Source organism: Sphingomonas sandaracina (genome assembly GCF_036663695.1).
GTDB lineage: Bacteria > Pseudomonadota > Alphaproteobacteria > Sphingomonadales > Sphingomonadaceae > Sphingomonas.
This window is the reverse complement of record NZ_JAXOJK010000003.1, coordinates 229,620-256,343: the sequence shown is the minus strand read 5'-3', so window position 1 is coordinate 256,343 and position 26,724 is coordinate 229,620. Positions and strand designations below refer to the sequence as shown.

The 26,724-nt window shown below is 67.0% G+C and carries 20 protein-coding genes, 1 tRNA gene and 1 riboswitch; of the genes, 10 read left to right on the top strand and 11 right to left on the bottom strand.

The window, feature by feature from the left end:
• Position 1 precedes the first annotated feature (1 nt).
• A complete protein-coding gene (bluB, locus tag U1707_RS10600) occupies positions 2-664 on the top strand; it encodes a 5,6-dimethylbenzimidazole synthase (RefSeq protein ID WP_332800049.1) in 663 nt (220 codons plus the stop codon).
• Between the two features lie 16 nt (positions 665-680).
• On the opposite strand, the gene U1707_RS10595 is transcribed toward bluB, so the two are convergent.
• The 7 genes from U1707_RS10595 to U1707_RS10565 form a co-directional block, all read right to left on the bottom strand.
• Positions 681-1,295, bottom strand: a complete 615-nt coding sequence (locus U1707_RS10595) for a DUF2238 domain-containing protein (RefSeq protein ID WP_332800048.1) — start codon at positions 1,293-1,295, stop codon at positions 681-683.
• Entirely contained in the window at positions 1,292-1,483 is a 192-nt protein-coding gene (locus U1707_RS10590; protein ID WP_332800047.1) for a Trm112 family protein, read from the bottom strand. Before U1707_RS10590 ends, U1707_RS10595 begins: the two co-directional genes overlap by 4 nt.
• Positions 1,480-2,124, bottom strand: coding sequence for an LON peptidase substrate-binding domain-containing protein (locus U1707_RS10585; RefSeq protein ID WP_332800046.1), 645 nt, complete (start codon positions 2,122-2,124; stop codon positions 1,480-1,482). Before U1707_RS10585 ends, U1707_RS10590 begins: the two co-directional genes overlap by 4 nt.
• A complete protein-coding gene (locus tag U1707_RS10580; RefSeq protein WP_332800477.1) occupies positions 2,121-3,017 on the bottom strand; it encodes a tetratricopeptide repeat protein in 897 nt (298 codons plus the stop codon). Before U1707_RS10580 ends, U1707_RS10585 begins: the two co-directional genes overlap by 4 nt.
• 496 nt (positions 3,018-3,513) lie before the next feature.
• Positions 3,514-7,026 carry an error-prone DNA polymerase gene (locus U1707_RS10575; protein ID WP_332800045.1) on the bottom strand — a complete coding sequence of 1,171 codons (3,513 nt, stop codon included), beginning with the start codon at positions 7,024-7,026 and terminating at the stop codon, positions 3,514-3,516.
• A 42-nt stretch (positions 7,027-7,068) separates the two neighbouring features.
• Entirely contained in the window at positions 7,069-8,538 is a 1,470-nt protein-coding gene (locus U1707_RS10570; RefSeq protein WP_332800476.1) for a Y-family DNA polymerase, read from the bottom strand.
• Positions 8,507-9,289 carry an ImuA family protein gene (locus U1707_RS10565; protein ID WP_332800044.1) on the bottom strand — a complete coding sequence of 261 codons (783 nt, stop codon included), beginning with the start codon at positions 9,287-9,289 and terminating at the stop codon, positions 8,507-8,509. The genes U1707_RS10570 and U1707_RS10565 overlap by 32 nt, the downstream gene beginning before the upstream one ends.
• A 362-nt stretch (positions 9,290-9,651) precedes the next feature.
• Here U1707_RS10565 and U1707_RS10560 point away from each other — a divergent pair, with 362 nt between their 5' ends.
• The 4 genes from U1707_RS10560 to U1707_RS10545 all read left to right on the top strand — a co-directional run bounded on the left by U1707_RS10560 (position 9,652) and on the right by U1707_RS10545 (position 15,088).
• Positions 9,652-12,633 (top strand): TonB-dependent receptor domain-containing protein, encoded by a 2,982-nt coding sequence (locus U1707_RS10560; protein WP_332800043.1) that lies wholly within the window; start codon positions 9,652-9,654, stop codon positions 12,631-12,633.
• 191 nt (positions 12,634-12,824) lie between these two features.
• Positions 12,825-12,899 (top strand) — tRNA-Gly (locus tag U1707_RS10555).
• A gap of 123 nt (positions 12,900-13,022) precedes the next feature.
• Positions 13,023-13,817 carry a DUF72 domain-containing protein gene (locus tag U1707_RS10550; RefSeq protein ID WP_332800042.1) on the top strand — a complete coding sequence of 265 codons (795 nt, stop codon included), beginning with the start codon at positions 13,023-13,025 and terminating at the stop codon, positions 13,815-13,817.
• Between the two features lie 542 nt (positions 13,818-14,359).
• Positions 14,360-14,441, top strand: a riboswitch (ZMP/ZTP riboswitch).
• Between the two features lie 14 nt (positions 14,442-14,455).
• Positions 14,456-15,088: a DJ-1/PfpI family protein gene (locus tag U1707_RS10545; protein ID WP_332800041.1), complete on the top strand. Its 633-nt coding sequence runs from the start codon at positions 14,456-14,458 to the stop codon at positions 15,086-15,088.
• Between the two features lie 320 nt (positions 15,089-15,408).
• On the opposite strand, the gene U1707_RS10540 is transcribed toward U1707_RS10545, so the two are convergent.
• Together U1707_RS10540 and hemC are read right to left on the bottom strand one after the other, a co-directional pair.
• Positions 15,409-17,097: a uroporphyrinogen-III synthase gene (locus tag U1707_RS10540; RefSeq protein WP_332800040.1), complete on the bottom strand. Its 1,689-nt coding sequence runs from the start codon at positions 17,095-17,097 to the stop codon at positions 15,409-15,411.
• A 7-nt stretch (positions 17,098-17,104) separates the two neighbouring features.
• The gene (gene hemC, locus U1707_RS10535) at positions 17,105-18,010 is read right to left on the bottom strand and encodes a hydroxymethylbilane synthase (RefSeq protein WP_332800039.1); all 906 of its coding nucleotides are present in this window, start codon (positions 18,008-18,010) and stop codon (positions 17,105-17,107) included.
• 64 nt (positions 18,011-18,074) lie between these two features.
• On the opposite strand from hemC, the gene tsaD reads away from it, so the two are divergent.
• On the top strand, positions 18,075-19,193 hold the full coding sequence (gene tsaD, locus U1707_RS10530) for a tRNA (adenosine(37)-N6)-threonylcarbamoyltransferase complex transferase subunit TsaD (RefSeq protein WP_332800038.1): 1,119 nt from the start codon (positions 18,075-18,077) through the stop codon (positions 19,191-19,193).
• Positions 19,190-20,167, top strand: a complete 978-nt coding sequence (locus U1707_RS10525; RefSeq protein ID WP_332800037.1) for an NAD(P)H-dependent glycerol-3-phosphate dehydrogenase — start codon at positions 19,190-19,192, stop codon at positions 20,165-20,167. The genes tsaD and U1707_RS10525 overlap by 4 nt, the downstream gene beginning before the upstream one ends.
• A 250-nt stretch (positions 20,168-20,417) precedes the next feature.
• On the opposite strand, the gene U1707_RS10520 is transcribed toward U1707_RS10525, so the two are convergent.
• The gene (locus U1707_RS10520) at positions 20,418-22,274 is read right to left on the bottom strand and encodes an AsmA family protein (protein WP_332800036.1); all 1,857 of its coding nucleotides are present in this window, start codon (positions 22,272-22,274) and stop codon (positions 20,418-20,420) included.
• Between the two features lie 208 nt (positions 22,275-22,482).
• Positions 22,483-22,641, bottom strand: a complete 159-nt coding sequence (locus U1707_RS10515; RefSeq protein WP_332800035.1) for a DUF1674 domain-containing protein — start codon at positions 22,639-22,641, stop codon at positions 22,483-22,485.
• Between the two features lie 104 nt (positions 22,642-22,745).
• Between U1707_RS10515 and U1707_RS10510 the strand changes: the two genes are divergently transcribed.
• The 3 genes from U1707_RS10510 to U1707_RS10500 all read left to right on the top strand — a co-directional run bounded on the left by U1707_RS10510 (position 22,746) and on the right by U1707_RS10500 (position 26,593).
• Positions 22,746-24,023 carry an RsmB/NOP family class I SAM-dependent RNA methyltransferase gene (locus U1707_RS10510; RefSeq protein ID WP_332800034.1) on the top strand — a complete coding sequence of 426 codons (1,278 nt, stop codon included), beginning with the start codon at positions 22,746-22,748 and terminating at the stop codon, positions 24,021-24,023.
• 168 nt (positions 24,024-24,191) lie between these two features.
• A complete protein-coding gene (rpe, locus tag U1707_RS10505; RefSeq protein ID WP_332800033.1) occupies positions 24,192-24,848 on the top strand; it encodes a ribulose-phosphate 3-epimerase in 657 nt (218 codons plus the stop codon).
• A gap of 29 nt (positions 24,849-24,877) precedes the next feature.
• A complete protein-coding gene (locus U1707_RS10500; protein ID WP_332800032.1) occupies positions 24,878-26,593 on the top strand; it encodes a heparinase II/III family protein in 1,716 nt (571 codons plus the stop codon).
• Positions 26,594-26,724 lie beyond the last annotated feature (131 nt).

Genomic DNA, 26,724 nt, shown 5'->3' with positions numbered 1-26,724 from the left:
CATGACGGCCGTGTCGGACTCCGACGATCACGCGCAGGCGTCGCCGGCCTTCGACGCGTTCGAAGATCAACTCGCCGAGTTGATCCGCTGGCGGCGCGATGTCCGGCATTTCCGGCGTGATCCGATCGATCCGGTACTGCTGCCTAAACTGCTCGATTTGGCAAACCTCGCGCCGTCGGTCGGGCTCAGCCAGCCATGGCGCTTCGTGACGGTGGACGCGCCCGATCGGCGCGCGGCGGTGCGCGAGATATTCGCGGCCTGCAACGCGCAAGCGCTGGCGGCGCAGTCGCCAACGCGGTCCGAGCGTTATGCGCACCTCAAGCTCGCCGGTCTGGACGACGCGCCCTGTCATCTCGCGGTGTTCGTCGATCCCGATCCGCGCCAGGGACACGGCTTGGGACGACGAACGATGCCCGAGACTGCGGCGTTTTCCGCCGTCATGGCGCTGCACACGGTGTGGCTCGCAGCGCGCTGTGTCGGTGTCGGTCTGGGCTGGGTGTCGATCCTCGACGCCGACCGCGTCCGCGCTGCGCTCGATCTGCCCGAAAACTGGCAACTGATCGGCTATGTCTGCATCGGCTATCCCGCGGTCGACAGCGACACGCCCGAACTCGAACGCGAAGGCTGGGAGCACCGGCGACCGGTCGAGATCACGCGCCGCTAGGCCGGATCCGGCAGCGCTAACCCTCGAGTCGTTCGATCTGCCGGTCGTGAACGCGCGACAATATAAGCAGCGCGACCGACGCACCGACAAGGCACATCAGCATGTCCCACTGCGTATCCCATGCGTCGCCTTGCGTTCCCAGGAAAGCATCCGCGCCCTGGCCCAGCGACACGGTGGCACCGAACTCGATCAATTCGTACAGCGCGCTCACGCTGAGACAATAGGCCAGCACGGTAACGGCCAATAGTCGCGGCGCGGTGATCGCCCCGGTCCGCATCAGAACCTCCCGCAACACGATCGCAGGCACGAAGCCCTGCATCAAATGGCCGAACCGATCATAGGGATTGCGCGCGAGTTGTAGCCAATCCTGCACGACAAAACCGATCGGTACGCGCGCATAGGTGTAGGCACCGCCGAGCATCAGAACCAACCCGTGGACCGCGATCAACACCAACGCCAGAGTCGAAAAGCGAAACCGGCGGCGGAGTGCGATCAGCACGGGAAACGCGATCAGGACGGGGGCGACTTCCATCCACCACGTCGCGCGGTCCGCTGGCGACCATCCCGACGCCAAGAGCCCGATTGCCCAGACCGCGCCCAGTATCGGCAGGCGGCGGTCGGTCGACGTCATGCGTGGGAAGAGGGCCCGTCGATATGCCGAGCCTCTTCCACCAGCATTACGGGCACGCCGTCACGGATCGGATAGGCCAGGCCCGCCGAGTCCGAGATCAGTTCCTGCGCCGCTTCGTCATAGCGCAGCGGCGTCCGAGTCATCGGGCAGACCAGCCGTTCGAGCAGCCAGGGATCGAGCGCGCTCACTGCAACGTCACCGATTCGTCGCCGTCGTGCCGTCCGAAGAACTGCATCAACTGGATGATCAGTTCGGCGCGCTGTTCGATGTCCGGCGCCTCCAGCAGCGCCTGCTTGGCGGCCGCATCGAACGGCGCGATCTGCGCGATGCCGTTGACCAGGCTCTCGTCGTCGAGCCGCCCGACCGCATCCCAATCGACCGCATAGCCCTGCATGTCGGCGAACCGCCGCGATTCCAGTTCCAGCGACGAGCGCCGCCCGAGCGACAGCGAATCGTCCTCGATCAGCGGCAGCAATTCCGCCTCGACCTGGCGGAACGCGGTCGTCACGTCGAGTTCGCGGACGATCCGGAACAGCGCGATGCCCTCCAGCACGACGTTGTAGCGCCCGTCGTCGAGCGCCTCGACCTCGGCGATCTTGCCGACGCAACCGATGTCGTACAGCGCATCGGCGTCGTCATGCGGTCCGCTCCGCGGCTGGATCATCCCGATCCGCCGGTCGCGCGCCATCGCATCGCTGATCATCGCCCGATAGCGCGGCTCGAACATGTGCAGCGGCAGGTGCATGCCGGGGAACAGCAGCGCCCCCGGCAACGGGAAGATCGATAGCCGCGTGGTGGTGGCGCGAGGGGGGGCGGACTCGGTGGTCATCCGAACAGGATCGCAGACAGACGCCGTCGCTGTCCAGACACCCACGGGTCTTCGAGCCCGACGACTTCGAACAATTTCAGCAACTGCGTCCGCGCCGCGCCCTCGTTCCAGTCGCGCTCGGTCGCGATGATGCCGAGGAACGTGTCGGCGGCGGCGTCGCGATCGTTCGCCGCCATCTGCCCGTTGGCGAGCGCGAACCGCGCATGCAGATCGTCGGGGTTCGCTTCGACGGCCGCCACCAGCGGCGACAGATCTTCGACCGGGGGCGCCGACTGCGCAAGGGCGAGGGCCGCCTGCGCGCGGTGGATCGCGGGATCCTTGGCGATCGCCGGATCGAGGTTCGCCAGCCAGTCGGTCGCCTCGTCGAGCTGCCCGGTCGCGACCAGTGCACGGACAAAGCCGGCATGGACCTGCGGATGCTCGGGTGCGATCTCGGCGATCTCGCGGAACAGGCCGAGCGCACGCTCGCCGTCGCCCGCGGCCAACGCCTCTTCGCCCATCGCGATCAACGGCTCGATTTCGGCGACCGTGTCCGCCGCTTCGGATTCGATCGGCAGCTGCTTGAGCAACTGGTCCAGGATCACGCGCAGCTGCGATTCGGTGCGCGCGCTGGTCATGTCGGCGACCAGCTGACCCTGGAACATCGCATAGACGGTCGGGATCGACTTGATCTGGAATTGCGCGGCGATGAACTGGTTCTTGTCGGTATCGACCTTCGCCAGCACGACGCCCTTGTCGGCATAATCCGCCGCGACCTTCTCCAGCGTCGGCGTCAGCGCCTTGCACGGGCCGCACCATTCCGCCCAGAAATCGATGATCACGAGGCTAGTCATCGACGGTTCGACGACATCGCGACGGAACGCTTCGACGGCGTCCTTCTCCGCGGGGGACATTCCAAGCGTGGCCAAGTTCAACTCCCGTGTAATCCAGACGCGCTATCTGGGGCGCGCCCGCGGCGAATGCCACCTCTAGGATGGATCGGGATGCACGACAAACGCGGCGGCCTCGCGATGACGGTCATCCGCGTTCCCTCGGTGTTCGTTAGACTCGCCGATGGATTACGGCATGTGCGGCGATGACAGGGGTTTGAGGAATGCAGCGGATAGAGGAGCCGATAGATAGTCGATCTGAAGCTCCCAACTCCTATCCGTCATGCGCTCTTCCGTCATGCCGGACTGGTTCCGGCATCCACGGCTCCGCGAAACCGACAGATTGGGTTTGGGGTAGGAGGGCACCGGAACCGGTCCGCATCAAAACCCTACGTATAAGCACCTCCCCGGCGGAGGCCGGGGTCCAGTTGGGAACCGGTACTGACGAGGGTTGCGCCCGTTACTCCGACCGTTCCAACTGGACCCCGGCCTCCGCCGGGGGGCTGAAGGTCGATCGCCCTCAGTGAAAGTCGCGCGACTTGGGGAGCACGCGGACGTCGTGCGGATGCATCGCGCGCGGCGTGCGTCCGTCCGGACCGCGCGGGAGGACGGGGCGGATCACCTCGTCGACGCGTGCCAGCGGCGGCTCCAGCGCGTGATCCTCCGACAATAGCCGCAGCATGTCGCTGCGATCCTGCACCCGCGACGTCATCAGATGCGTCACGCCTTCCTCGCTGCGCTGGATCACGCCCTCCAGCACCATCAGCCGCGACGCCATCACCGCGCGGCGGTTCGCCTCGAAGTCGCGCGCCCACATCAGCCCGTTGGTGATCCCGGTCTCGTCCTCGATCGTGACGAAGATCGCATTGCCCTTGCCCGGCCGCTGGCGGACCAGAACGACGCCCGCGACCTTTGCGCGCCGCCCGTCCTTGGTCGCATTCGCCTGCGCGCTTGACAGGATTCCTTCGGCGGCGAAGCGCGTCCGCAGGAACGCCATCGGGTGCCCCTTCAGCGACAGCCGCGTGGTCTGGTAATCCGCCGCCACCTGCTCGGAGAGCGGCATCGCCGGCAGATGAGCATCGGGCTCGGCGCCAAGCTCGGGCACCTCTGCCGCCGCGAACAGCGCAAGCTGCTTGGGCGGCGTCCGGCGCACATCCCACAACGCCTCGCGCCGTTCCTTCGCCACCGACCGGAACGCATCCGCATCGGCCAGCAGGTTCATCGCCCGCTGCGGCAGGTTGGCGCGACGGGCCAGATCCTCGATCCCGGCGAACGGCCCGATCGCCCGCGCCTTGGCGATCTCGTCCGCCCAATCCTCCCGAAACCCATCGACCTGTCGAAACCCGAGCCGTAAATCCTCCCCGGCACGGGGAGGGGGACCATCCGCAGGATGGTGGAGGGGGTGCGCCGCAAACGTCCTACCTGGAAGGGGCGACGACCTATGCGTGCCGCCCGTAACAGGCGCATCCGCAAGCGATACGTTCGCGGAAGCCCCCCTCCACCCCGCTTCGCGCGGTCCCCCTCCCCGTGCCGGGGAGGATTCCAGCGTATTATCCCAACCGCTCGCATTCACATCGACCGGCAGCACGATCACCCCGTGCTCGACCGCATCACGCACCAGCTGCGCCGGCGCGTAAAACCCCATCGGCTGCGAATTGAGGAGCGCGCAGCAGAACACCGCGGGATGAAAGCATTTGATCCACGACGACACATACACGAGCCGCGCAAACGACAACGCATGGCTCTCGGGAAAACCGTAGGACCCGAACCCCTCGATCTGCTTGAAACAGCGCTCGGCGAACTCGGCTTCATACCCACGCGCAACCATCCCGCCGATGAGCTTCGCCTGGAAATTGTTCATGCCGCCCACCTTGCGGAAGGTCGCCATCGACTTGCGCAACTGGTTCGCTTCGTTCGGCGTGAACCCCGCCGCGACGATCGCCAGCTTCATCGCCTGTTCCTGGAACAGCGGCACGCCGTAGGTGAAGCGCAGCAATTGCTGCAATTCATCAGGTGGCCCGAACTTCGGGTCGGGTGAAGGATAGTCGACGACCTCCTTGCCACTGCGCCGCCTGAGATACGGGTGTACCATGTCGCCCTCGATCGGCCCCGGCCGGACGATCGCGACCTGCACGACCAGATCGTACAGCACGCGCGGGCGCAGCCTCGGCAGCATGTTGATCTGCGCGCGGCTCTCGACCTGGAACACGCCGATGCTGTCGCCCTTGCAGAGCATGTCGTAGACCCGCGGGTCCTCCGCCACAGCGATCGTATCGAGCAGGTGATCGCCGTGGCCGTGCACCCGCATCAGGTCGAACGCCTTGCGGATGCACGTCAGCATCCCGAGCGCGAGGATATCGACCTTCATTAGTCCGAGCGCGTCGATATCGTCCTTGTCCCATTCGATGAAGGTGCGATCCTCCATCGCGCCGTTGTGGATCGGCACCATCTCGTCGAGCCGCCCCTGGGTGAGCACGAAGCCGCCGACATGCTGTGAAAGATGACGCGGAAATTCGAGCAGCCGGTCGACCATCTCGCGCAGCCGCGCGATCTCCGGATTATCGACATCGAAACCGGTCTCGGCAAAACGCTGTTCCTGGAACCGGTTCGAGAAACTGCCCCAGACCGTGCTGGTCAGCCGCTGCGTCACGTCCTCGGTCAGCCCCAGCGCCTTGCCGACCTCGCGCACCGTGCTCTTCGGGCGATAATGGATCACCGTCGCGGCGATCGCGGCGCGCTCGCGGCCATAGCGGCGATAGATATACTGCATCACCTCCTCGCGCCGCTCATGCTCGAAATCGACGTCGATATCCGGCGGCTCGTCGCGCTCGCTCGACACGAACCGCGAGAAGAGCAGGTCGTACTTCATCGGATCCACCGAGGTGACGCCGAGCAGATAGCAGACGACGGAATTGGCCGCAGAGCCCCGCCCCTGGCACAGGATCGGCGGATCCTGCGCGCGCGCGAACCGGACGATGTCGTGCACCGTCAGGAAATAATAGGCGTAGTTGCGCTCGCGGATCAGCGGAAATTCCTCGTCGAGCAGCGTGTGCATTTTCGCAGGGATGCCGTCCGGGTATTTCGCCCGCGCCGCCTCAAGGACGAGGTGTTCGAGCCAGTCCTGCGCAGTCCAACCTTCCGGTACTGGCTCATGCGGATATTCGTATTTCAGATCGTCGAGCGTGAAGGCGATCCGCGACAGCAACCGCGCGCTCTGCGCCACCGCATCGGGGCGATCGCGGAACAGCCGGGCGATCTCGGCTTCGGGCTTCAAATGCCGCTCGCCGTTCGCGGCGAGCAACCGCCCGGCCTTGTGGATCGTCGTGCGCTCGCGGATGCAGGTGACGACGTCGTGCAGGTCGCGGTCGTCGGAATAGGCATAGAGCGCGTCGGTGGTCGCGAGCACCGGAACGCCCGCCGCATCGGCGATCCGGCCGAGCCGTGCCAGCCGCCGCCGATCGCGACCGCCACGCGGCATCGTCACGCCGAACCACACCGAATCCGCGCCCAGCCGCTTCACCGCCTGCAGGATCGTCGGCAGATCGCGCGCGTGGCTTTGTGGAAGTGTATCCCCCTCCGGCAGCGGCGACACCGGCGTCGCACCACGCGCGCTGCTTTCGGGCATCACCACCAGCATCATGTCGGCATGATGCGCGATCAGGTCGCCCAACCCTAGGATGCAGCCGCCCTTTTCGGCCCGCCGATTGCCGACCGTCAGCAACCGCGTCAGCCGCCCCCAGCCGCGCCGCGTCGCGGGAAAGGCGACGATGTCTGGCGTACCGTCTTCGAAGACCAGCCGCGTACCGACCACCAGGCGAAAATCGATCGGCGGCATCGCCATGCCGAGCAGACCGTCGCGTGCCTTCTTCAACGCCTGGTGCGCGCGGACTACGCCCGCCACGGTGTTGCGGTCGGCGATCCCGATACCGGCAAGACCCAGTTCCACCGCGCGCCCGACCATCGCGCCGGCATCGCTCGCGCCGTCGAGGAACGAGAAATTGGTCGCCGCGACCAGTTCTGCGAACCCCGTCATGACGCCCCCCCCGCTCATGCGAAACCGCTCATGCGGACCTGCTCACGCGAACACGCCATGGAGATACCAGCGCGGCGCTTCCATCTCGGAATACAGGCCGTGGCGGAAGATCCAGAAGCGGCGGCCGCGGCGGTCCTCGATGCGGTAGTAATCGCGCGTCGGGATATCCTGGCGTCGCCACCATTCGCCGGCGATCCGCTCCGGGCCTTCGCTATGCGCCACATCGTGGACGGTGCGGCGCCAGCGGAAGCGGTGCGGCGGGCCATCGGGAACCTCGGCCATCATCGATTCGATCGGCTGCGGCGGATCGAACAGATAGATCGGGCGCAGCGGCGGCTCACCGGTCTCGGGCGCAGTCCACGGCGTCGGGGCAGGGGCTTCGGCGGCGGGCAGCATCAGCTCGGCCTGTTCGGGAATATGACTGTCGCGCGCCGAGAACCGGCGCACGCGCGCCCGGCCCAGTCGCGTGCCGAGCTGGTCGACGAGCTGCGCGACCTCCCCCTTCTGCGCTTCGCCGCCCTCCAGCTTCAATTGCGACGCGTCGAGCTTTTCGGCCAGCGCGACGTCGAGCTGGACTAGATCGTATCCGAACCCCGGATCGAGCGGATCGGCGAGGCTGTCGATCCGCTCGCGGAACAGCCGCATCAACAGCGCCACGTCGCGGGTCGGCTGACCGGTCTCGATCCGCAATCGCTGGACCAGGCCGTCGGCTCGGAAGAGGCGCGCCTCCCACCGTCGGCCGCCTTCATGCCGTTCGGTCAGCTGAGCCGCAGCTTCGGTGGCGAGTTCGGCCAGCATCTCCAGCGCGTATTCGGTACGCGCGATCGGTTCGGCGAAACGGCGTTCGACGCCGATCTTGGGCACCGTGCGCCGCGCGACGATCGGTCCCTTTATCGACCCGTCGAGGCGGCGGATCATCATCGCCGCCTCCTCGCCGAACCGCGCGGCGATCGTCGCGAGCGGCCGCGCCATCACGTCGCCGACCGTCTTCAGCCCCGCCCGCGACAAGGCCGTGGTCGCATCCTCGTCGAGGCCCAGCGCGGCCACCGGCAACCGCTTCACCGCACGCTTTTCATCCGGCGCAGGCGCCCCTGCGTACCGTGCGAGCGCGCGTGCCGTGTCGGGCGTGTCGCCGAATGCATGGCGGACAAGCAGCCCGCGTCGCGCGAGACGCTCCTCCAGATCGGCGGCAAGGCGGCGCTCGCCCTCGAACTCATGCACGCATCCGGCGATATCGAGGATCAGCCCATCGGGTTCGTCGAGCGCGACCGACGGCGTATACCGCTGGCATCCGTCCGCGAGCCGCTCGAGCCATTCGTGATCCGCATGCGCGTCATGCTCGTACACTTCGAGTTCGGGAACGCGCGCCCGCGCATCGGCGAGCGTTAGACCGGGGGTGAGCCCGGCGCGCATCGCTTCGCGATCGAGCGCCTTCAGCCGGATTCCGCCCGACACCGTCTCGACGAAGGCGATCGGCGTCTCAGCCCGTCCGACGAACAAATGCGGCCGCATCGTCCGCAGTCGCTCGATCGGCAGCCACGGAAACACCAGCGCCAGGTAGCGCCGCGGGATCACTAAAGGCGAAGGCGGTTTGGTCGAAGATGTACGCGTCACGGTCCCACTCCACACGCCAGCGAAGCCCGGCCTGGCCTCCGCGTCGACGCAGCAATTCGATGTCGAAGGCAGGTTTGCCCGGTGCGTCGGCCTCCAGCGGCCGCGAGCGACACGCAGCGACCTGCCAGCGCGATGCAGCCGCACTCGGCACCGGTTCGGCACCGATGCGTAAACTCAGGATCGTGACGCCCGATGCTTCGGCGGCCAGCATCAGCCGGCGCGTCGCAGTCAGGTCGATACCGGGTGCGCGGCCCCAGGACTCCATCACCAAAGTCCCGAGCCCGTGACACCGCGCGGCATCGGCGGCGGCGCGTAGCAAGTCCGCCTCGTCGTCGACCAGACCCAGCACCAGCGAGGTCACGTCGAGCCCCATCTCGACCAGACCGGTCGCATGCAGCCGTCCGCCCTGACGCTCGCTCGCCTCGGTCCGCAGCCACATCACAGGCGCCGCGCGGGCCGCCAGAACCGAGGCCACGGCGAACCCCGCGCCGCTCGCCGCATCGTCGATCGTCGCGAAAACCTCGTGCAACTGCGCCTTTGCCATTCCCTGCGTCAGCCACGCATCGTCGGCGCGCCCATCACCCTGGGTCGGCATCCCCGTCGTGGCGATCCGCTTCAGGCGGGCAATCAGGGCGGACGACTCGTTCACAACTGTTCTTGTAATGTTCTACTGGGTGAGTCGCCAAGCGGAATCTTTTTCTAGGCATCGATCCAGGGTGCGATCGATGCCGGTTAAATCAGGCCTGACAGGGCGTTTCAGCCCCTCGCGGATGATGCACGCTTCGTCATCGACCATGACGCAACGATGAAAAATGCGTCAGGAACAGTGTCTATATTGCGACACGATCGCGCGGAAAATGCCGCAGTTTTCCGCCAGTGTTTACAGTTTTGAGACATGGCCGCAGTCCTGTCCCAGCGCCGCTTTCCCCCCGGATGACGCGGCCATGACGGAACGCGCTCGCGCCATCCCCAAAGGGGGGAGGGGACGGGCCTTGTGAGAGATTGCTTATCATGACCATCATCGCTTCCCGGCCGACCCTGCTTCGGAGTTCGGCGTTGTCGGCGCTCGTCCTCGCCGGGCTGATCGGCACCGCGCCTGCCTTCGCACAGGATGCCCAGGTCCAGCCTAGCACTTCGGTTTCGACGCCGCCCCAGGGCGACGTTTCCGCTGCACCGGCCCCCGCGCCAACCGCCGCTCCGACCGCGACGCCGGCACCGGCCCCGGCCCCGGCACCGGCCACCGCCGCCGCCGATCAGCCGCAGGACATCGTCGTCACCGGCACGCTGTTCCGTCGCACCGATACCGAGACGCCGTCGCCGGTCACCGTGCTGACCTCGGACTCGCTGGCCAAGGCCGGCATCAACAACGTGTCCGACGCGGTGCGCTCTATCTCGGCCGACAGCAGCGGCTCGGTCCCGACCTCGTTCACCGGTGGCTTCGGCGCGGGCTCGTCGGGCGTGTCGCTGCGCGGCCTGTCGGTGAACTCGACGCTCACCCTGATCGACGGCGTGCGCACCGCCAACTATCCGCTCGCGGATGACGGCCAGCGTTCGTTCGTCGACCTGAACACCATCCCGAACGCGATCGTCGACCGCGTCGAAGTGCTGAAAGACGGTGCCTCGTCGAGCTATGGCGCGGATGCGATCGGCGGCGTCGTCAACATCATCATGAAGAAGGAGATCGTCGGCGCGTACGGCACGGTCGAGGGCGGCGTGACGCAGCGCGGCGACGGCGGCAACCAGCGCGCGACGCTGACGCTCGGCACCGGACGCCTGAAGGAGCAGGGCTTCAACTTCTACGTCAGCGGCGAATATCAGCACAACGACGCGATCTACAATCGCGATCGCGGCTTCCCGTACAACACCAAGGATCTGACCTCGATCGGCGGCGACAACAACAATGAGGGCTCGGTCGCGCCGGGCCAGTCCACCAGCGCGGTCGTCGCCCCCACCACGCAGACCATTCCCGGCAACATCCTGTCGGGCACCGGCCTCGCCACCGGTCCGTTCCAGGTGCTCAACCCCAATGGGTGCGCCGCCGGCCAGACGCTCGTGACGACGCCGCGCTCGGGCACCGCATTCATCGACCAGGGCTGCGAGCAGAACCTCGTTTCCGACTATGGCCAGATCCAGCCCGAACAGACCCGGTTCGGCGTCACCGTCCACGGCACCGCACAGGTCAACGACAAGACGCAGGCCTATCTGATCGCGTCGTATTTCCAGAACGACGTGAAGTCGCAGGGCAACCCGTCGCTGATCCGCTTGGCCAACCCGGTCAACACGCAGAACATCGTCCTACCGGCGACCTTGGCGAACGGCGCCGACAATCCCAACAACCCGTTCCCCAACGACCCGGCCGCCATCCGCTACCGGTTCGGCGACATCGCTAGCTCGTCAGAGTACAAGAACCACGTGATCCGCGCGGCCGCCGGCATCGACGGTCAGTTCGGCGAGGGCTGGGGCTATTCGGCGTCGATCACCGCGGCGCATTCGTGGCTCGACATCACGCAGAACGGCTATTTGAACCTCGCCGGGCTGCAGACCGCGATCACCACCGGCAGCTATAACTTCGTCAATCCCGATCAGAACACCGCCGCGGTCCGCGCATCGATCTCGCCGACCGTCCGCACGCAGGCGACCAGCGATCTCGACATGGTCCAGGGCGTCATCACCAAGGATCTGTTCCAGCTTCCGGGCGGTCCGCTGCAGGTCGGTGTCGGCGGCTCGGTCCGCTACGAGGCGCAGAACGATCCGAGCCAGAACCCGGATTTCACGACGATCGGCCTCAACCAGTTCACGGCAGTCGGCAATCGCACCGTCGAATCGGCCTATTTCGAGGTCAACGCGCCGATCCTGACGAGCCTGGAGATCGACGGCTCGGGCCGCTTCGATCATTATTCGGAAGGGTTCAGCCACTTCTCGCCCAAGATCGGGGTGAAGTTCACGCCGATCCGCCAGGTCGCGCTGCGCGGCACCTTCTCGAAGGGTTTCCGTGCGCCGAGCTTTGCCGAGACGTCGGGATCGGTGATCGGCTTCACCACCGCCGTGCCGCCCTGCTCGCTCCAGGCGCAGCACGGCGCCACGGTGACCGGCACGACCTGCTCGGGCGGCAGTGCGTATAACCAGTCCTATTCGATCGGCTTCAACACCGCCGGCAACCCGGACATCAAGCCCGAGCTGTCGCGCAGCTTCACCGGCGGCGTGGTCGTCCAGCCGCTGCGCTGGCTGAGCTTCACCGCCGATTACTACAACATCAAGAAGACTCGCGTCATCACCGGCGGTCCGCTCTCGAACCAGGCGCTCGCCGCCTATTATGCGGGCACCGCGCTGCCGACCGGCTACAGCGTGACGCCGGACTCGATCGATCCCTCGTTCCCGAACGCTCCCGCCCGCGCGCTGTTCGTCAACTCGCCTTATGCCAATGCGGCCGCGCTCAAGACCTCGGGGCTCGATTTCTCGGCCCTCGTCCAGCTGAAGCCGAGCGACGATTTCCACTTCACCAGCCGTGCGGAGGCGACCTACATCCTCCATTACGACTTCAAGCAGAGCGATGCGGATCCGTTCGTCGACTATGTCGGCACGCAGGCGCCCTACATCACCTCGTCGGGCGCGGGCACGCCGGCGTGGCGCGGCAACTGGCAGAACAGCATCGACTACAAGGCGTACACGCTCACCGCGACGGCATACTACACGTCGGGGTACAAGGCGGTCGCGTACGACCAGTTCGGCACCACCGAGTGCGACGGCGGCAGCACCTATGGCGGCACGGACCCCAACTTCAACTGCAAGGTGAAGCACTTCGTCGACGTCGACCTGACAGGCAACGTGAAGGTCAACGACAAGTTCGACCTGTATTTCAACGTCGTCAACGTGCTCGACCAGAAGGCGCCGCTGAACGCCGGCAACTATGCCGCGGTCAACTACAACCCGACCTACACGCAGATCGGCGCGGTCGGCCGGACGCTCCGGGTAGGCGCGAACTTCCAGTTCTGATCGGCCTCGTCCGATCGAACGCCTGGGGGCGGACGGCAACGTCCGCCCCTTTTTCGTGCGTTACAAATCCACGCCGGACATATTTTTACCCCTCAGAAGGCAGAAGGCGCTTGCCGTTCCCGAAACACCGGGCTAACAGCGCGCCTCACCCAGTCACCGTGTCGCTTCAGACCGGAGACTACGGCGCCAGAGCGGGCGTAGCTCAGGGGTAGAGCACAACCTTGCCAAGGTTGGGGTCGAGGGTTCGAATCCCTTCGCCCGCTCCAGTCGCTGCCATGACGGCAGCGACTTTGCCGATGCGGTCTGCACTAATCACATCGTCGATTTCCCGATATGGCCACCCGATTGGACCATCGCCAAACCGGCTTCGCGCGCGCTACACTTCGCCGATGAGCGACATCAGAATCGGTATTGGCGGCTGGACCTACGAGCCGTGGCGCGGGACGTTCTACCCCGAGAAATGGCCGCAGAAACGCGAGCTCGACTATGCCGCCGCCCACGTCACCGCGATCGAGATCAACGGCACCTATTATGGCAGCCAGAAGCCCGCCACGTTCGCGTCCTGGGCCAAGGCGGTCCCCGACGGCTTCGTGTTCAGCCTGAAGGCGTCGCGCTACTGCACCAACCGCAAGGTCCTGGCCGAGGCGGGGGAGTCGATCGCCAAGTTCACCGGGCAGGGCATCGTCGAGCTCGGCGACCGGCTCGGGCCGATCCTGTGGCAGTTCATGGCGACCAAGCGGTTCGACGCAGACGATTTCGCCGCCTTCCTGGCGCTGTTGCCCGCCAGACAGGATGGCCTCGCGCTACGCCACGCGGTCCACGTCCGGCACGAGAGCTTTGCGGTGCCCGAGTTCGTCGCGATGTGCCGCGCGGCGGGCGTGACGATCGTCTACGCCCACTCCGCCGACTATCCCGCGATCGCGGACCTGACCGGCGACTTCGTCTATGCGCGGCTGGAGGACGCCGAGGAGCGCTTCACCGCCGGCTACGCACCGGCCGCGCTCGACGACTGGGCCGGCAAGGCACGGCGCTGGGCGCAAGGCGGCCGGCCCGAGGGACTGCCCTATGTCGACGATGCGATACCGGCCAACCACCCCCGCGAGACGTTCATATTCTTCATCAACGGCGCCAAGGTCAGGGCACCCCACGGCGCAATGGCGCTGATCGAACGCGTGTCTTCATAAGCGACGACCGGCTGCCAGCACTCTAGTCACGGACGTTCGCCAGATCGACATGCGAGCCCGATACCGGCTGTTTCTTTCGAGGATCGTTTCACCAGCCGTTCATTTAATTTTAGGTGCCGGTGCGTAGTGTGAGGACGGTTATATTTCAGGAATATTTATTTGTCGGTAAAGCCCGAAAACGAAGAGATAGAATTTGTGCCGGCTTGGGCGGTAGCCAAGATACTGACGCTGTCCGTTATGTTTATAGCGACGCTCGAATGGTGGATCCGGCGCTCGCCGCAAATGCTAGCCATTGATCTACTTTTACTCGGACTGTGGCTGGCTATCGGACGATTGAAGCCAGCGGATTATGATCCCGCATGGCCGCGCAAACTGAAGAATGACATTTAGATCTGTACGTTACCGAACAAGCAGCGATGAGAATCAGTGGAGCCAGTTTCCACCCAAACCTCGTAATTCGTCAGCGATCCGGCATCTCATATCCGGATCCCATGGGCAGGCTGCGCTTTGTACTTGCAATCCATGAACAGGCAGGCAGACTTCTCATGCTGCGTGACTGGCGACACAGGTGGTCAACCACCGGGGAGCGCGGCATACATTAGGCCGCTCGCCTGGGCCGCTTCATAAAAGGAAGCGGTATGAAAATAGCTATACTCTTGTTCGATGGCATCACGGCGCTCGACGCGATCGGTGCCTATGACCCTCTTGCTCGCCTGCCAGATACCGAAATCACATTTGTTAGTGAGACCGGCAAGCCGTGTCGGACGGGTGACGGTTTCCTCTCGCTGGCACCGTCAGCCGCGATAAGCGAAGTAGGATCCGCTGAAATCCTTCTGATCCCCGGCGGCAGTACCGAGGGTCTCCGGCGATGTATGGGCAGCGAAGCTTTACGTTCGAGCATCACCCGGCTCGACCAGACTACGATCATTACCGCGTCAGTTTGCACGGGGTCATTGATCCTCGGCGCCTCGGGCCTGCTTCGTGAGCGAAAAGCGACAACTAACTGGAGGGCAAAGGATTATCTCGCCCGGTTCGGAGCGGAATATACAGGCGAGAGGGTGACCAGAGCCGGGAAATATTGGACCTCGGCCGGTGTCTCAGCGGGGATCGATCTCGGTCTCGCGCTATGCGGCCACATCGCAGGCGATGAAATGGCCGCTGCGGTCGAACTGGCGATGGAATATGATCCAAAGCCGCCGTTCGGCACGGGCAACCCGCGTAACGCGCCGGCTAAACGCCAGAAGATCGTGATGGAAGTCCTACGGGGATAGTTCGAACGATCTGGTAGCTTCGCTTCGTATAATGGAAGCTACGTGGCCGTTGCCCCGGAAACTAACTTATCCTCAAATTCGATCGATTTTTCAGGATAGCCGGTATTGAGGTGGGACAGCTATCGCCTGTTTCAGCGCCTAAAGTCGACCGTCCGTTTCGCGGCACCTACCTGCACTGGCGTAAGGTAAATGGCTAAACCGCGTCCGCTTGTCGGACGTGGTGGCCGACGAAGATTAACAGCGGCAAGATCCGTGTGCGGTGTGCCGCAGCGACGCAGTTGAACCGACTTCAGTATCGCCGGGCCGCTACCGGCTGGCTATTACTGGTCGGTCTGCTTCTGGGCCGGAGCTTGCGCCCCCGCCGGCATCCCTGCGCTCTCGTCGGTGACCGTAGACGTCTCCGTGACGGGCGAGGGCATGACTACCGGCGCAGGCTGAGGCTGCCCGGCTTGACCGATCAGGGCGGCGTTCTCGATGACGTCGAGTGCGCGCCGCGCCTGGACGTAGCGACCTGCGGCCTCCATCCAGTTGCTCGCCTGGTTCGCGCCCGGCAGTCGTGCGACTTCCGCGCGGGCCGCTTCGACCTGGTCCGCTTCCAGCAGACGCCGGACCCGCGCGAGCCGGTCGGCCGGTATCGTTGACGGCGTCCCGGCCTTGCGCAGCACGATCAGCGAGTCGATCTGATGCTGGATCGTGTCCAGCCAGCCGTCGCCGGTCGTGGACGTGATGTCCGGCGCGATCGTATCGAGCCCCTGACGGAGATCCTCGAGCGTCACCGGCTGGCGCGCCGCCTGGATCAGCGCAGTCGTCGCTCGCGGTTGTGCCTGGCCGAACCGCAACCGCAATTGTTCCTCGAGATATCCGAGCGTCACGCCCCGATCGAGCGCACGCCGCGCGGCGAACGCGACCAGCAGGCCCTCCGCCCGCGTCGCCTGGCCGGCCGCGGCGGAGGCATCGCTGGCGATCGTCGCCGTGCGCGTCTCCAACGCCGTCAACTGGCCCGCCAGCGTCGCCTCGCGGGTCGCGAGCACAGCGGTATCGATCGGCGCGGCGGCCTGTGGCTCGCCGTTCGGGCCGAGCGGTTGCGATGGGATATACCCGGAATTGCCCGCTGCCGCCTTTTGCGCGGCGGCGGCCGACCCGGCGGTCGTCGCCTGTCCGCCGAACCAGGGCAGCCTTCTGGCAGCATAGCCCATCAGGCCCAGCCCGGCGACGAACGCAAGGCCGACAAGGGCGATGATCACGCCCATCTTGGGTCCGCGTGCCCGTGGGCGTTCGGTCGGCACGTAGTCGCTCATGGCATGCTTATCCCCGCCGCGCGACGGATGGTCAATCGCGCGTGTGCGCGCGTCCGCCGCGGCAAGTTCCACCACCGCGGAATCGGTCGGTTGCGACGCGATCGAGACGGCGGCCCAGCCGGGCCCCGCCGCGTCGCCGACCGCGCGGCTGATCGCGACGATCGCGATCCTGTCGCGGCGCGCGCCCGCCCTGTCGACGAGTTCGCCCAGCCGTTGCGCGGCGCGTACCGAATGGACCAGCACGATCCCATCCTCGAACGATAGCGCGATGCCGTCGTCGATCTGGGCGACGTCGCTGGCATAGACGGTGATCGCCGTCACGCCGTCCCCCGTTTCGCTCCGGTCGCGTCCGCCGAGGTGGAGCAGCCGCGCAAAGCCGCGGTCGCGCGCTTCCGCCACCGCCGCCCGGGCATCGTCCGTCCCGGTCACCGCGACCGCGAAGCCGGCCTTCGTCGCCGCCTCTGCGGTTGCGGCGCCGACCGCGACGACCGGCATGCGTCTGACCGAGTCCAGCGCGGCACCACCATGCCGCACGGCGTTCGCGCTGGTCAGCAACAGCCCGTCGAATGTCGTGAGATCGGGCGGCGTCCAGTCGACCGGCACGACCGCGAACAGCGGAACCTGCCGTACCTCCAGTCCCAGCGCGCGCAGGGCCGCCGCGGTGCGCGTGTTGCCGGGCTCCGGCCGCAGCACCACGACCATTCGGATCATGGCGTCGTCATGCGGCGAACAACCGTCTCACGCTGGCCGGTGCGCGTGCGAGCAGGTCCTCGGCAAGCGCCGTCCCGAGATCGTCGTCGATCGTACCCTCGATCGATCCGTCGACATCGCACGCGCCATCCTCGGCAATCAGCTCGGCGCGCAACGTCAACGTCTCGCCCGCCAGCGACGCCAGCGCCGCGACCGGCGAATGACAATCCGCCCCGAGCCGCGCGAGCAAGGCGCGCTCGGTCAGCACGCAGGCACTCGTATCGTGGTGGTCGATCGCCGCGACGATCTCGCCGGCCGTGCTTCCCGTGAGCACCTCGACCCCGACCGCACCTTGAGCCGGTGCCGGCAGCATCACGTCGGTAGGGATCGCATGGCCGTCGTCGCGCCCGAGCCGGTCGAGCCCCGCGGCGGCGAGCAAGGTCGCGTCCATCTCGCCGCTCGCCACCCGGCCGAGGCGTGTGTCGACGTTGCCGCGGATCAGCACGATCTCCAGGTCGGGTCGCAGCCGCAGCATCTGCGCACGGCGCCGCGGCGAACTCGTGCCCACCACCGCGCCCTGGCGCAGATCGGCCAGCGTCTCGGCGCCGATCAGCCGGTCGCGCACGTCGGCGCGCGGCAGCATCGCCGCGATCCTCAGAGTCTGGGGCCGGATAGTCTCGACGTCCTTCATCGAATGCACCGCGCCGTCGATATCGCCGTCGTGCAGCGCGCGATCGAGTTCCTTGGTCCACAACGCCTTGCCGCCGATCTCGGCCAGTGCGCGATCCTGCACGCGGTCGCCGGTGGTACGGATCACGACGATCTCGATCCGCTCGGGCGACCAGCGATGCGCCGCGCACAGCGCATCGCGCACCAGGCCTGCCTGGGTGAGAGCGAGCGGAGACCCCCGCGTACCGAGCCGAAAACGAGTCATCCTGCGCGCCATGCAGAAAGGCGCCCCCTTCGACAAGCTTCGCGCGCGCCTATAGAGACGGGGGATGATCATTCTCGGCATCGAATCCTCCTGCGACGAAACCGCCGCTGCGCTCGTGACGGGCGATCGTCAGATCCTCGCGCACCGGCTGTTGGGGCAGGAGGCGGCGCACGCTCCGTTCGGGGGCGTCGTCCCGGAGATCGCCGCGCGCGCGCATGTCGAGGCGCTCGAGCCGCTGATCGTCGCCGCCCTGGCCGATGCGAAGCTGACGCTGGCCGATGTCGATGCGATCGCCGCGACCGCCGGGCCGGGGCTGATCGGCGGCGTCATGGTCGGGCTCGTCACCGGCAAGGCGCTCGCGCACGCGGCGGGGAAGCCGTTGATCGCGGTGAACCACCTCGAAGGCCACGCACTGTCGCCGCGGCTGTCCGACCCCGATCTCGAATTTCCGTACCTGCTGCTGCTGGTCTCCGGCGGCCATTGCCAGTTGCTGCTCGTTGAAGGCGTCGGCGCATATCGCCGCCTCGCCACGACGATCGACGACGCAGCCGGCGAGGCGTTCGACAAGACCGCCAAACTCTTGGGGTTAGGCTTCCCCGGCGGCCCCGCGGTGGAACGCGCGGCTGCGCTCGGCAACCCGAAGGCGGTCCCGCTGCCCCGCCCGCTCAAGGGTTCGGCCGAACCGCATTTCTCGTTTGCCGGCCTGAAGAGCGCGGTCGCGCGCGTCGTCGGCCAGTATTCGCCCGAAGACATCGCCGCCTCGTTCCAGGCCGCGGTCGTCGATTGCCTGATCGACCGCACGACCAAGGCGCTGCAAAAATTACCGTTCGTGTCGAGCGAAGTCGAGACACCGATCCCAAGCGGCGACTTCTCGACTGCGCTCGAAGCGAACGGGGGTAGGGATGGCGCACACACCCGCCGCCCCACCGCGCTCGTCGTCGCCGGCGGCGTCGCGGCAAACACCGCGGTCCGCACCGCGTTGCATACCCTCGCCAGCGCGCACGGCCTCCGCTTCGTCGCGCCGCCGCTGTGGCTCTGCACCGACAACGCCGCGATGATCGGCTGGGCCGGTGCCGAGCGTTTCGCCGCCGGCCTCACCGACCCCCTCGACGTCGCCGCACGCCCGCGCTGGCCGCTCGATCCCAACGCCGAAGCGGTGCGTGGCGCAGGAGTGAAGGCATGAAAATAGGCGTCATCGGCGGCGGCGCCTGGGGCACTGCACTCGCACAGGTCGCAGCGCATGAAGGTCGCGACGTGATCCTCTGGGCGCGCGAAACCGCGGTCGTCGAGTCGATCAACGCGCACCACGAAAACACGCTGTTCCTCGCGGGTGTCGCGCTCTCCCCGACTATCCGCGCGACCGACAACCTCGCCGAACTCGCCGACATGGACGCGATCCTCGTCGTCGCGCCCGCGCAGCACGTCGGCAGCGTCCTCGCCGCCGCCCCGGTCGGTCGCATCCCGCTCGTCCTGTGCGCCAAGGGTATCGAGGCCGGCAGCAAGCGCCTCGTCGGCGAAGTCGCCCGCGCGGTGCATCCCGACGCACCGATCGCCGTCCTCTCCGGCCCCACCTTTGCGCACGAGGTCGCCGCCGGACTGCCCACCGCCGTCACGCTCGCCTGCGAGGATGAAGCGCTCGGCGAACGCCTGGCCATGCGCTTGGCCGCCCGCCATTTCCGCACCTATGCCTCGACCGACGTCGCCGGCGCGGAGATCGGCGGCGCGGTGAAGAACGTCCTCGCGATCGGCTGCGGCGTCGTCGAAGGGGCAGGGCTCGGTCAGAACGCCCGCGCGGCGTTGATTGCGCGCGGGTTCGCCGAAATGACCCGCTTCGGCCTAGCCCGCGGCGCGCGTGCCGAAACGCTCGCCGGTCTCTCGGGTCTGGGCGACCTCGTCCTCACCTGCTCCTCGACCAGCTCGCGCAATTTCTCGCTAGGCGTCGGTTTGGGGAGAGGCGACTCCGCCGCGACGCTCTTGTCCGACCGCCGCACCGTAGCAGAGGGCGCCTTCACCGCCCCCGTCCTCCGCGAAGCCGCGCGCGATGCCGGCGTCGACATGCCGATCACGGAGGCCGTCTGCCGCCTGTTGGAAGGTGCACCCGTAGGCGACGTGATCGGCGACCTCCTTGCCCGCCCGCTGAAAGGCGAGGCGGGCTGACCCCCCCGTCATGCCGGGCTCGTTCCGGCATCCACCGTTCCGCACACTCGGACAGCGTCGGTTCGCGGCACGGTGGACCCCGGAACAAGTCCGGGGTGACGGAGCGGGGACTAACCTAATCCTCCCCCGCCAGGGGGAGGTGGCTGGCGCTTGCCAGACGGAGGGGGCGGTAAGGGGTAACCTCTGCATCGTGTCCTCCCCCTCCGTCACCTTCGGCGACACCTCCCCCTGGCGGGGGAGGATCAAGCGGTCACCGCAAGACCCGCGCCGCCAACCCCGAGCAATCCGCATCCCCCGCCGTCGGCCCCTGGTCCCCCGTGATTGCCCGCCCGATCGCCTTGAAGATATTCCCTACCGACTTCACCTCCGGCGGGATCGTCACGTTCGGCCGCTCGATCGTCCCGGTCATGTACGCCGACCCCGGCAACCGCAGTAGAGCGTGCTGCTTAGGCGTACCGGTCAGCCGGATGTTCAGCGTCTCGGCCGGAAACACCACGCTGCCTTCGCCGCGCAACTGGCTGGCGGTCGTGTCGACGATCATCGGATCGAGCCGCCCCCGACCGCGCGTCACGTCCATTTCCAGCACCACGCAGCGAAGCCCCGCACGTTCGCCGTCCCTGGCCAGCAACGCCCGCGCCGCATCGAAGCCCAGCGCGGCGGCGATCCCCTGCGGCAACTGCCCGTCCCGCGCGACGAACCCGATCGTCCCGTTCGACCGCGCGACTGCCGCGCGGATCGTCTCGCCCGGCCCCTTCAGCCGCACCCGCGCGCTGACATTGCCGCTGAAATCGCCGCCGCCGCCCGCCAGCGCCTGCACGCTGCTGCCCCGCAACCGCAGGTCGATATCGACGATCGGCACCGGCCGGTCGCCACGCTGGTCGACCGTCACCTTGCCCGTGACGGTCCCGTGCGACAGCCGCGCGACCAGGTCGCTCAGCGTCAGATACTGGTGATCGATCGCCAGCACGCCCTTCGCGGACCGGATCGGCGACGCCCCCTTGCCGCTGACGATCCGCCCGATCCGAAAGCCCATCCGCGCGTCGGTCGTGTCGATCTTGCCGATATCGATCCGCGTGTTCGGCACCAGCCGCGGCCCGATCGCGCGCTCCAGCGCGGCACCTTTCGCCTTGCCTTCGTCCGATGCGAGATCGCCGAAATCGAACTGCCGCGATACGATATCGCCATCGACCTTGCTGCGCCCCGCCTGTTTGTCGACGGTAACGTGCCCCGCGAAATCGGAGCGCCCGACCACGCCCTTCAACTGCGTCACCGTCCATTTCGGCTGGTCGTGCCGGACATGTGCGCTGAAAGATACCGGCTGCGTTCGGAACAGCCCCGCCTCGATCACCGCATCGATCAGCTTCAGGTCGGCCGCGCGTGCGGTCACGTCGAGGCTCATCGCATCGGTGTCGAGCGGCCGATCCATTAGCCCCTTGGCCGAGATCGAAAGAGCATCGCCATCGATCGAAGCGGTGAACGGCCAAGGCTTGCCGTGAAACCGCTCCACCGAGGGCCCCGCGACCGCGATCCGCACGGCAGCACCGCGGATCGTGCCGCTACCGTTTGCCCGAATGCCATGCACCGGATCGGACACGAACCGCGCCGTGACGAAGCGGTCCTGCTTGTCGTCGCGATACTCGATCACGCTGTCGCTGATCGTCAGCCCGTCGAGATCGGTCGAACTGTTGCCGCCCCTGGGCTTGCCTGGCCGGTCCCAGTTGGTCCGGCCGTTCCTGTGGCGCACCAGCACGATGTGCAGCCCGCGCGCCTTAACGTCGCGCGGCCCGAACGCGCCCTTGAGCAGCCCGAGCCCCGAAAACGTCGCCTCCGCCTCGCGCAGATCGACGAAATCGCCTTTGCCCGCCCATGCGGCTTGCGGGATACGCACGTCGGTGATGCGGATCGTCGGATTGAACCCGAACGAGTCGACGCGCTCGATTCCGCCGATCGTCACCGGCCGCCCGAACCTTGCGGTCAATTGCTGCTGGATAATCCCCTTCAGCGATCCCCAGGGAAACGCGGCAATCCCGACCAGTCCGAACACGAGTACGCTCGCGACGACGATGCCGGTGACCCTGACCCAGCGCTTCTCGAAGTATCCCCTCATCGTACCGCGACGCGCCGCCACGGCAATCGTTCCGCCTGCGTCAGGACCGCTGCCGCAGATTACGCCGTCATTCTGACGAAATCCGCCATTCCGACTCTTCTCCCGTGATCCTGACACTTCTCCCGTCATCCTGACGAAAGTCAGGATCCAGAGCCAGTTACGGCACCGTTCGTAACCCTGGATCCTGACTTTCGTCAGGATGACGCGATCAGAAATCGATCGCCATGCCCTTCAGCTCCCAGTCCCCGTACCGCGTAGGATCGCGCGGCTCGGGATCCTTGTCCGGCACGATCGCCTCGGGTTTCGGCACCGGCGTCATCTTTGCCAGATATTCGGGTGGCTTCACATGATCGGGGCGCTGGCCCATCGTCGCTCTCCGGATTTGCGTGTTGGCGTCGTAACCGCCACATGGGCCCTGTCGCGCCGCTTTGCCACAAGCCGCGCAACAAACCGAACGCGAAGGACCTTGATATGCCTGATTATACCCACGCCCCCGAGCCGCTCGGCGTCCCGACCCGCCGCGCCGCGCTCCGTCTGCTCGACGCCGTCCTGCGTCGCGGCGAGTCGCTCGAATCCGCACTCCCCGCCGCGACCCGCGCGATCCACGGACCCGACCGCGGGCTCGCGCATGCGATCGCCGCCGAGACGCTGCGCCGCCTCCCCGATCTCGATGCGATGATCGATTCGGTCACCAAGACCAACCTGCCCGACGATGCCAAGGCGCGGATGGCGCTGCGGATCGCGCTGGTCCAGGTGCTGATCCTCGGCACCCCCTCGCACGCCGCGATCTCGACCGTGTTGCCGCTGGTCGATGGCGGCCCGCGCAAACTCGTCCACGGCGTGTTCGGCACGCTGTTCCGCGCCAACATGCTGCTCCCCGAAGTGCCGACGCTGCCGGCCCCGGTCGAACTGCGCTGGGAAGCCGCGTGGGGCGAGGAAATGGTCGACGCCGCCGGCCGCGCGATCGCACAAGTGCCGCCGCTCGACCTGACGATCGCCGACCCATCCGAGACCGAAGGCTGGCGCGAGAAGCTCGGCGGCGAGAGCTTCATGCCCGGGCACCTGCGCTTGGGCGACCACGACTCGGTTCCCGACATGGCAGGGTTCGGCGACGGCGCTTGGTGGGTGCAGGACATCGCCGCCTCGCTCCCCGCACGGCTGCTTGGGAAAGGGGGGGGCCATGTCCTCGATCTCTGCGCAGCCCCAGGCGGCAAGACGCTGCAACTCGCCGCGGCAGGCTGGACCGTCACCTCGGTCGACAATTCACAAAGCCGCATCAAGCGCCTCCGCGAAAACCTCTACCGCACGCATCTGAAGGCCGAGGTCGTCAACGCCGACATCCTCGAATGGGCGCCGAGCGAGCCCGCCGACGCGATCCTGATCGACGCCCCGTGCAGCGCGACCGGCATCTTCCGCCGCCACCCCGACGTCCTCCACCGCGTCCGCCCCTCAATCATCGCCGAAACCGCGGCGTTGCAGGCCCGTATCTTCGCCCGCGCCGCGGATTGGGTGAAGCCCGGCGGCACGCTCGTCTACGCCACCTGCTCGCTAGAACCATCGGAAGGCGAAGCGCAGCTCGACGCATTCCTGTCCGCCCGCAGCGATTACACGATCGCCCCGGTCGACCAGTCCGAACTCCCCGCCGGCATCACCCCCACGGAAACCGGCACGATCCGCACGCTCCCCGGCATGCTGGCCGACCAAGGCGGCTGCGACGGCTTCTTCATCACCCGCCTGAAGCGCAGCTGACCGTCTGCTTCTCCCCTCCCTGGAAGGGAGGGGCCGGGGGTGGGTAGGCCAGCTCGAGCCGCAACGGTTCGAACACGCGGAACCCGACCCACCCCCAACCTCTCCCTTCCAGGGAGGAGTAAAAACCAAACCCTTCGCATCAACGGAATCCCGCGCTAGGACAATCTCATGCAACCCGTCCGCATCGCCCCCTCGATCCTCTCCGCCGATTTCTCGAAACTCGGCGACGAAGTCCGCGCCATTGACGCCGCCGGCGCCGACTGGATCCACATCGACGTGATGGACGGCCATTTCGTCCCCAACATCTCGTTCGGTCCCGCCGTCATGAAGTCGGTCCGCGGCGTGACCACCAAGCCGTTCGACGTCCACCTCATGATCTCCCCCGTCGACGCGTATCTCGATGCGTTCGCGGAGGCCGGCGCCGACTGCATCACCGTGCATTACGAGGCCGGCCCGCACATCCATCGCTCGCTCCAGCACATCAAGGGCCTCGGCAAGCGCGCCGGAATCGTCATCTGCCCCGGCACCCCCGCCAAGATGCTCGACTACCTCATCGACATGGTCGACCTCGTGCTGGTGATGAGCGTCAACCCGGGCTTCGGCGGCCAGAGCTTCATCCCCAGCCAGCTCAAGAAGATCACCGCGATCCGCACGATGATCGAAAAGAGCGGCCGCGCGATCGACCTCGAAGTCGATGGCGGCGTCGACGCGGAATGGGCGAAACGCTGCATAGAGGCCGGCGCCGACGCGCTGGTCGCGGGCACCTCGGTCTTCCGCGGCGGCCCCGATCATTACGCCGCCAACATCGCCGCGTTGCGGGGGTGAACGACACCCCGAATCTGACAGGCGATCCCGTGACCGATCCCGCCCCCGACGGGATCGACGAAGGTCGCCGCCTGATCCGTCTCGGCGGCGACACGGGGCTGTCGCTCGCCGATCGCCTGGCCGAGCGCTTCCACCGGCTGACCTGGCGCACGCCGCTCCACACGCTGCGCCTCAAGGGCCGCTACCCGCTGAAGCTGATCGCGGTCCCCGACGACCCCATCCTCGGCGACATTGCGCGCGGCACGATGCTGCTGGAGGGTGTGCTCTCGTTCCGCGGCGAAGCGCGCGATATCGAGACGCTCGATCTCGCCAAGCCGCTCCCCAAACCCTTCGCCGAATATCTCCACAGTTTCGCCTGGCTGCGCGACCTGTCGACCGTCGCGACCCGTTCGCGCGGCGCACCGATCGCCGAATATCTCATGGGCCTCTGGCTCACCGCGCATGCGGACAAGCCCGGCGGGATCGCGTGGCGCCCGGACATGTGGGGCCGCCGCATCCTCGCCTGGACCGCGCACGCCCCGCTGATCCTGTCGTCGTCGGATCAGATCTATCGCTCGAAGGTGTTGAACGCGCTCGCTAAAGGCGCGCTGCACCTCGATCGCAACGCCGACAAGGCCCCGGCCGGCGCGCCGCGCATCGCCGCGTGGTGCGGCATGATCGCCGCCGGCCTCCTCATCCCCGGCGGCGAGCCACGTCAGGCGTTCGGCGAGGCCGGCCTGTTCCGTGCGCTCGGCACCGGCCTGTTCGACGATGGCGGCTCGGTCTCGCGCAGCCCGGCAATGCTGCTCGATTCGATCCAGCTGCTGACGTTGCTTCAGGAAAGCTATGTCGCGCGGGGTGCCGAGTTGCCGGAAACGGTCGCGGTCACGCTCACCCGAATGGTCGCAGCCCTGCTCGGCGTCGCACACGCCGATCGCGGGCTGTCGAGCTGGCAGGGCGGCGGTCCTGCCACCGAAACGCAGGTCGCCGCGGTCATCGAAGCCAGCGGCGTGCGCACCCGTCCGCTCCGCCAGGCCCGCGACTGGGGCTATCAACGCCTCGCCGCCGGCACCGCTGTCCTGATCGTCGATGCCGCCCCCCCGCCGATCGCGCGCCTCGTCGAAGGCGGCTGCGCCTCGACGCTCGCCTTCGAGTTCTCCGATGGCCCCGCGCGCCTCGTCGTCAATTGCGGCGGCGCCCGCGCCGGCATCGCCCAACTTCCGCCCGCGATGGTCGAAGGCCTGCGCTCCACTGCTGCCCACTCCACGCTGACGATCGCCGACAGCAATTCGACCGCGATCCTCGCCGACGGCACGCTCGGCAAAGGCGTCGGCGAAGTCGAGCTCAGCCGCCAGGAATCTGACGCCGCCAGCCGGATCGAGGCGAGCCACGACGGCTATGTCCGTCGCTGGGGCTTCCTCCACCGCCGCCAGCTGATGCTGACCGGCGACGGCCGCGAACTCCGCGGCGAGGACGCGCTGCTGCCGCAAGGCCGCAAGCGCCGCGTCGGGTTGTCGTTGTTCGCAATCCGCTTCCACCTCGGCGAAGGCGTCCAGGTTTCCCCCACGGCGGACGGCCTCGGCGCGATCCTCCGCCTCCCCGGCGGCGCGCTCTGGCAATTCCGCTGCCGCGGCGGCGCGCTGGTGGTTGAGGACAGCGTCTGGATCGACGCCGACGGCCGCCCGGTCGCGACACAGCAGCTGATGATTACCGGCGAAGCTGCGGCCGGTGGCGCAAGCGTAAGCTGGGCGCTGAAGAAGGCCTGACAGCCATATCATCGAGATTAACGCGCCACCCCGGCGAAGGCCGGGGCCCAATTGGGAAACGTCGCTAACCGGGGACAGCACTCCGTTATTGCCGCCTTTCCACTTGGACCCCGGCCTCCGCCGGGGAGGTG

Bases quoted from the DNA above. Each gene is read 5' to 3' on its own strand.
- bluB (WP_332800049.1), top strand. From the start codon at position 2: ATGACGGCCGTGTCGGACTCCGACGATCACGCGCAGGCGTCGCCGGCC.
- U1707_RS10595 (WP_332800048.1), bottom strand. From the start codon at position 1,295: ATGACGTCGACCGACCGCCGCCTGCCGATACTGGGCGCGGTCTGGGCA.
- U1707_RS10585 (WP_332800046.1), bottom strand. From the start codon at position 2,124: ATGACCACCGAGTCCGCCCCCCCTCGCGCCACCACCACGCGGCTATCG.
- U1707_RS10580 (WP_332800477.1), bottom strand. From the start codon at position 3,017: ATGTCCCCCGCGGAGAAGGACGCCGTCGAAGCGTTCCGTCGCGATGTC.
- U1707_RS10575 (WP_332800045.1), bottom strand. From the start codon at position 7,026: ATGACGGGGTTCGCAGAACTGGTCGCGGCGACCAATTTCTCGTTCCTC.
- U1707_RS10570 (WP_332800476.1), bottom strand. From the start codon at position 8,538: ATGCGGCCGCATTTGTTCGTCGGACGGGCTGAGACGCCGATCGCCTTC.
- U1707_RS10560 (WP_332800043.1), top strand. From the start codon at position 9,652: ATGACCATCATCGCTTCCCGGCCGACCCTGCTTCGGAGTTCGGCGTTG.
- U1707_RS10550 (WP_332800042.1), top strand. From the start codon at position 13,023: ATGAGCGACATCAGAATCGGTATTGGCGGCTGGACCTACGAGCCGTGG.
- U1707_RS10545 (WP_332800041.1), top strand. From the start codon at position 14,456: ATGAAAATAGCTATACTCTTGTTCGATGGCATCACGGCGCTCGACGCG.
- U1707_RS10540 (WP_332800040.1), bottom strand. From the start codon at position 17,097: ATGATCCGAATGGTCGTGGTGCTGCGGCCGGAGCCCGGCAACACGCGC.
- hemC (WP_332800039.1), bottom strand. From the start codon at position 18,010: ATGACTCGTTTTCGGCTCGGTACGCGGGGGTCTCCGCTCGCTCTCACC.
- tsaD (WP_332800038.1), top strand. From the start codon at position 18,075: ATGATCATTCTCGGCATCGAATCCTCCTGCGACGAAACCGCCGCTGCG.
- U1707_RS10525 (WP_332800037.1), top strand. From the start codon at position 19,190: ATGAAAATAGGCGTCATCGGCGGCGGCGCCTGGGGCACTGCACTCGCA.
- U1707_RS10520 (WP_332800036.1), bottom strand. From the start codon at position 22,274: ATGAGGGGATACTTCGAGAAGCGCTGGGTCAGGGTCACCGGCATCGTC.
- U1707_RS10515 (WP_332800035.1), bottom strand. From the start codon at position 22,641: ATGGGCCAGCGCCCCGATCATGTGAAGCCACCCGAATATCTGGCAAAG.
- U1707_RS10510 (WP_332800034.1), top strand. From the start codon at position 22,746: ATGCCTGATTATACCCACGCCCCCGAGCCGCTCGGCGTCCCGACCCGC.
- rpe (WP_332800033.1), top strand. From the start codon at position 24,192: ATGCAACCCGTCCGCATCGCCCCCTCGATCCTCTCCGCCGATTTCTCG.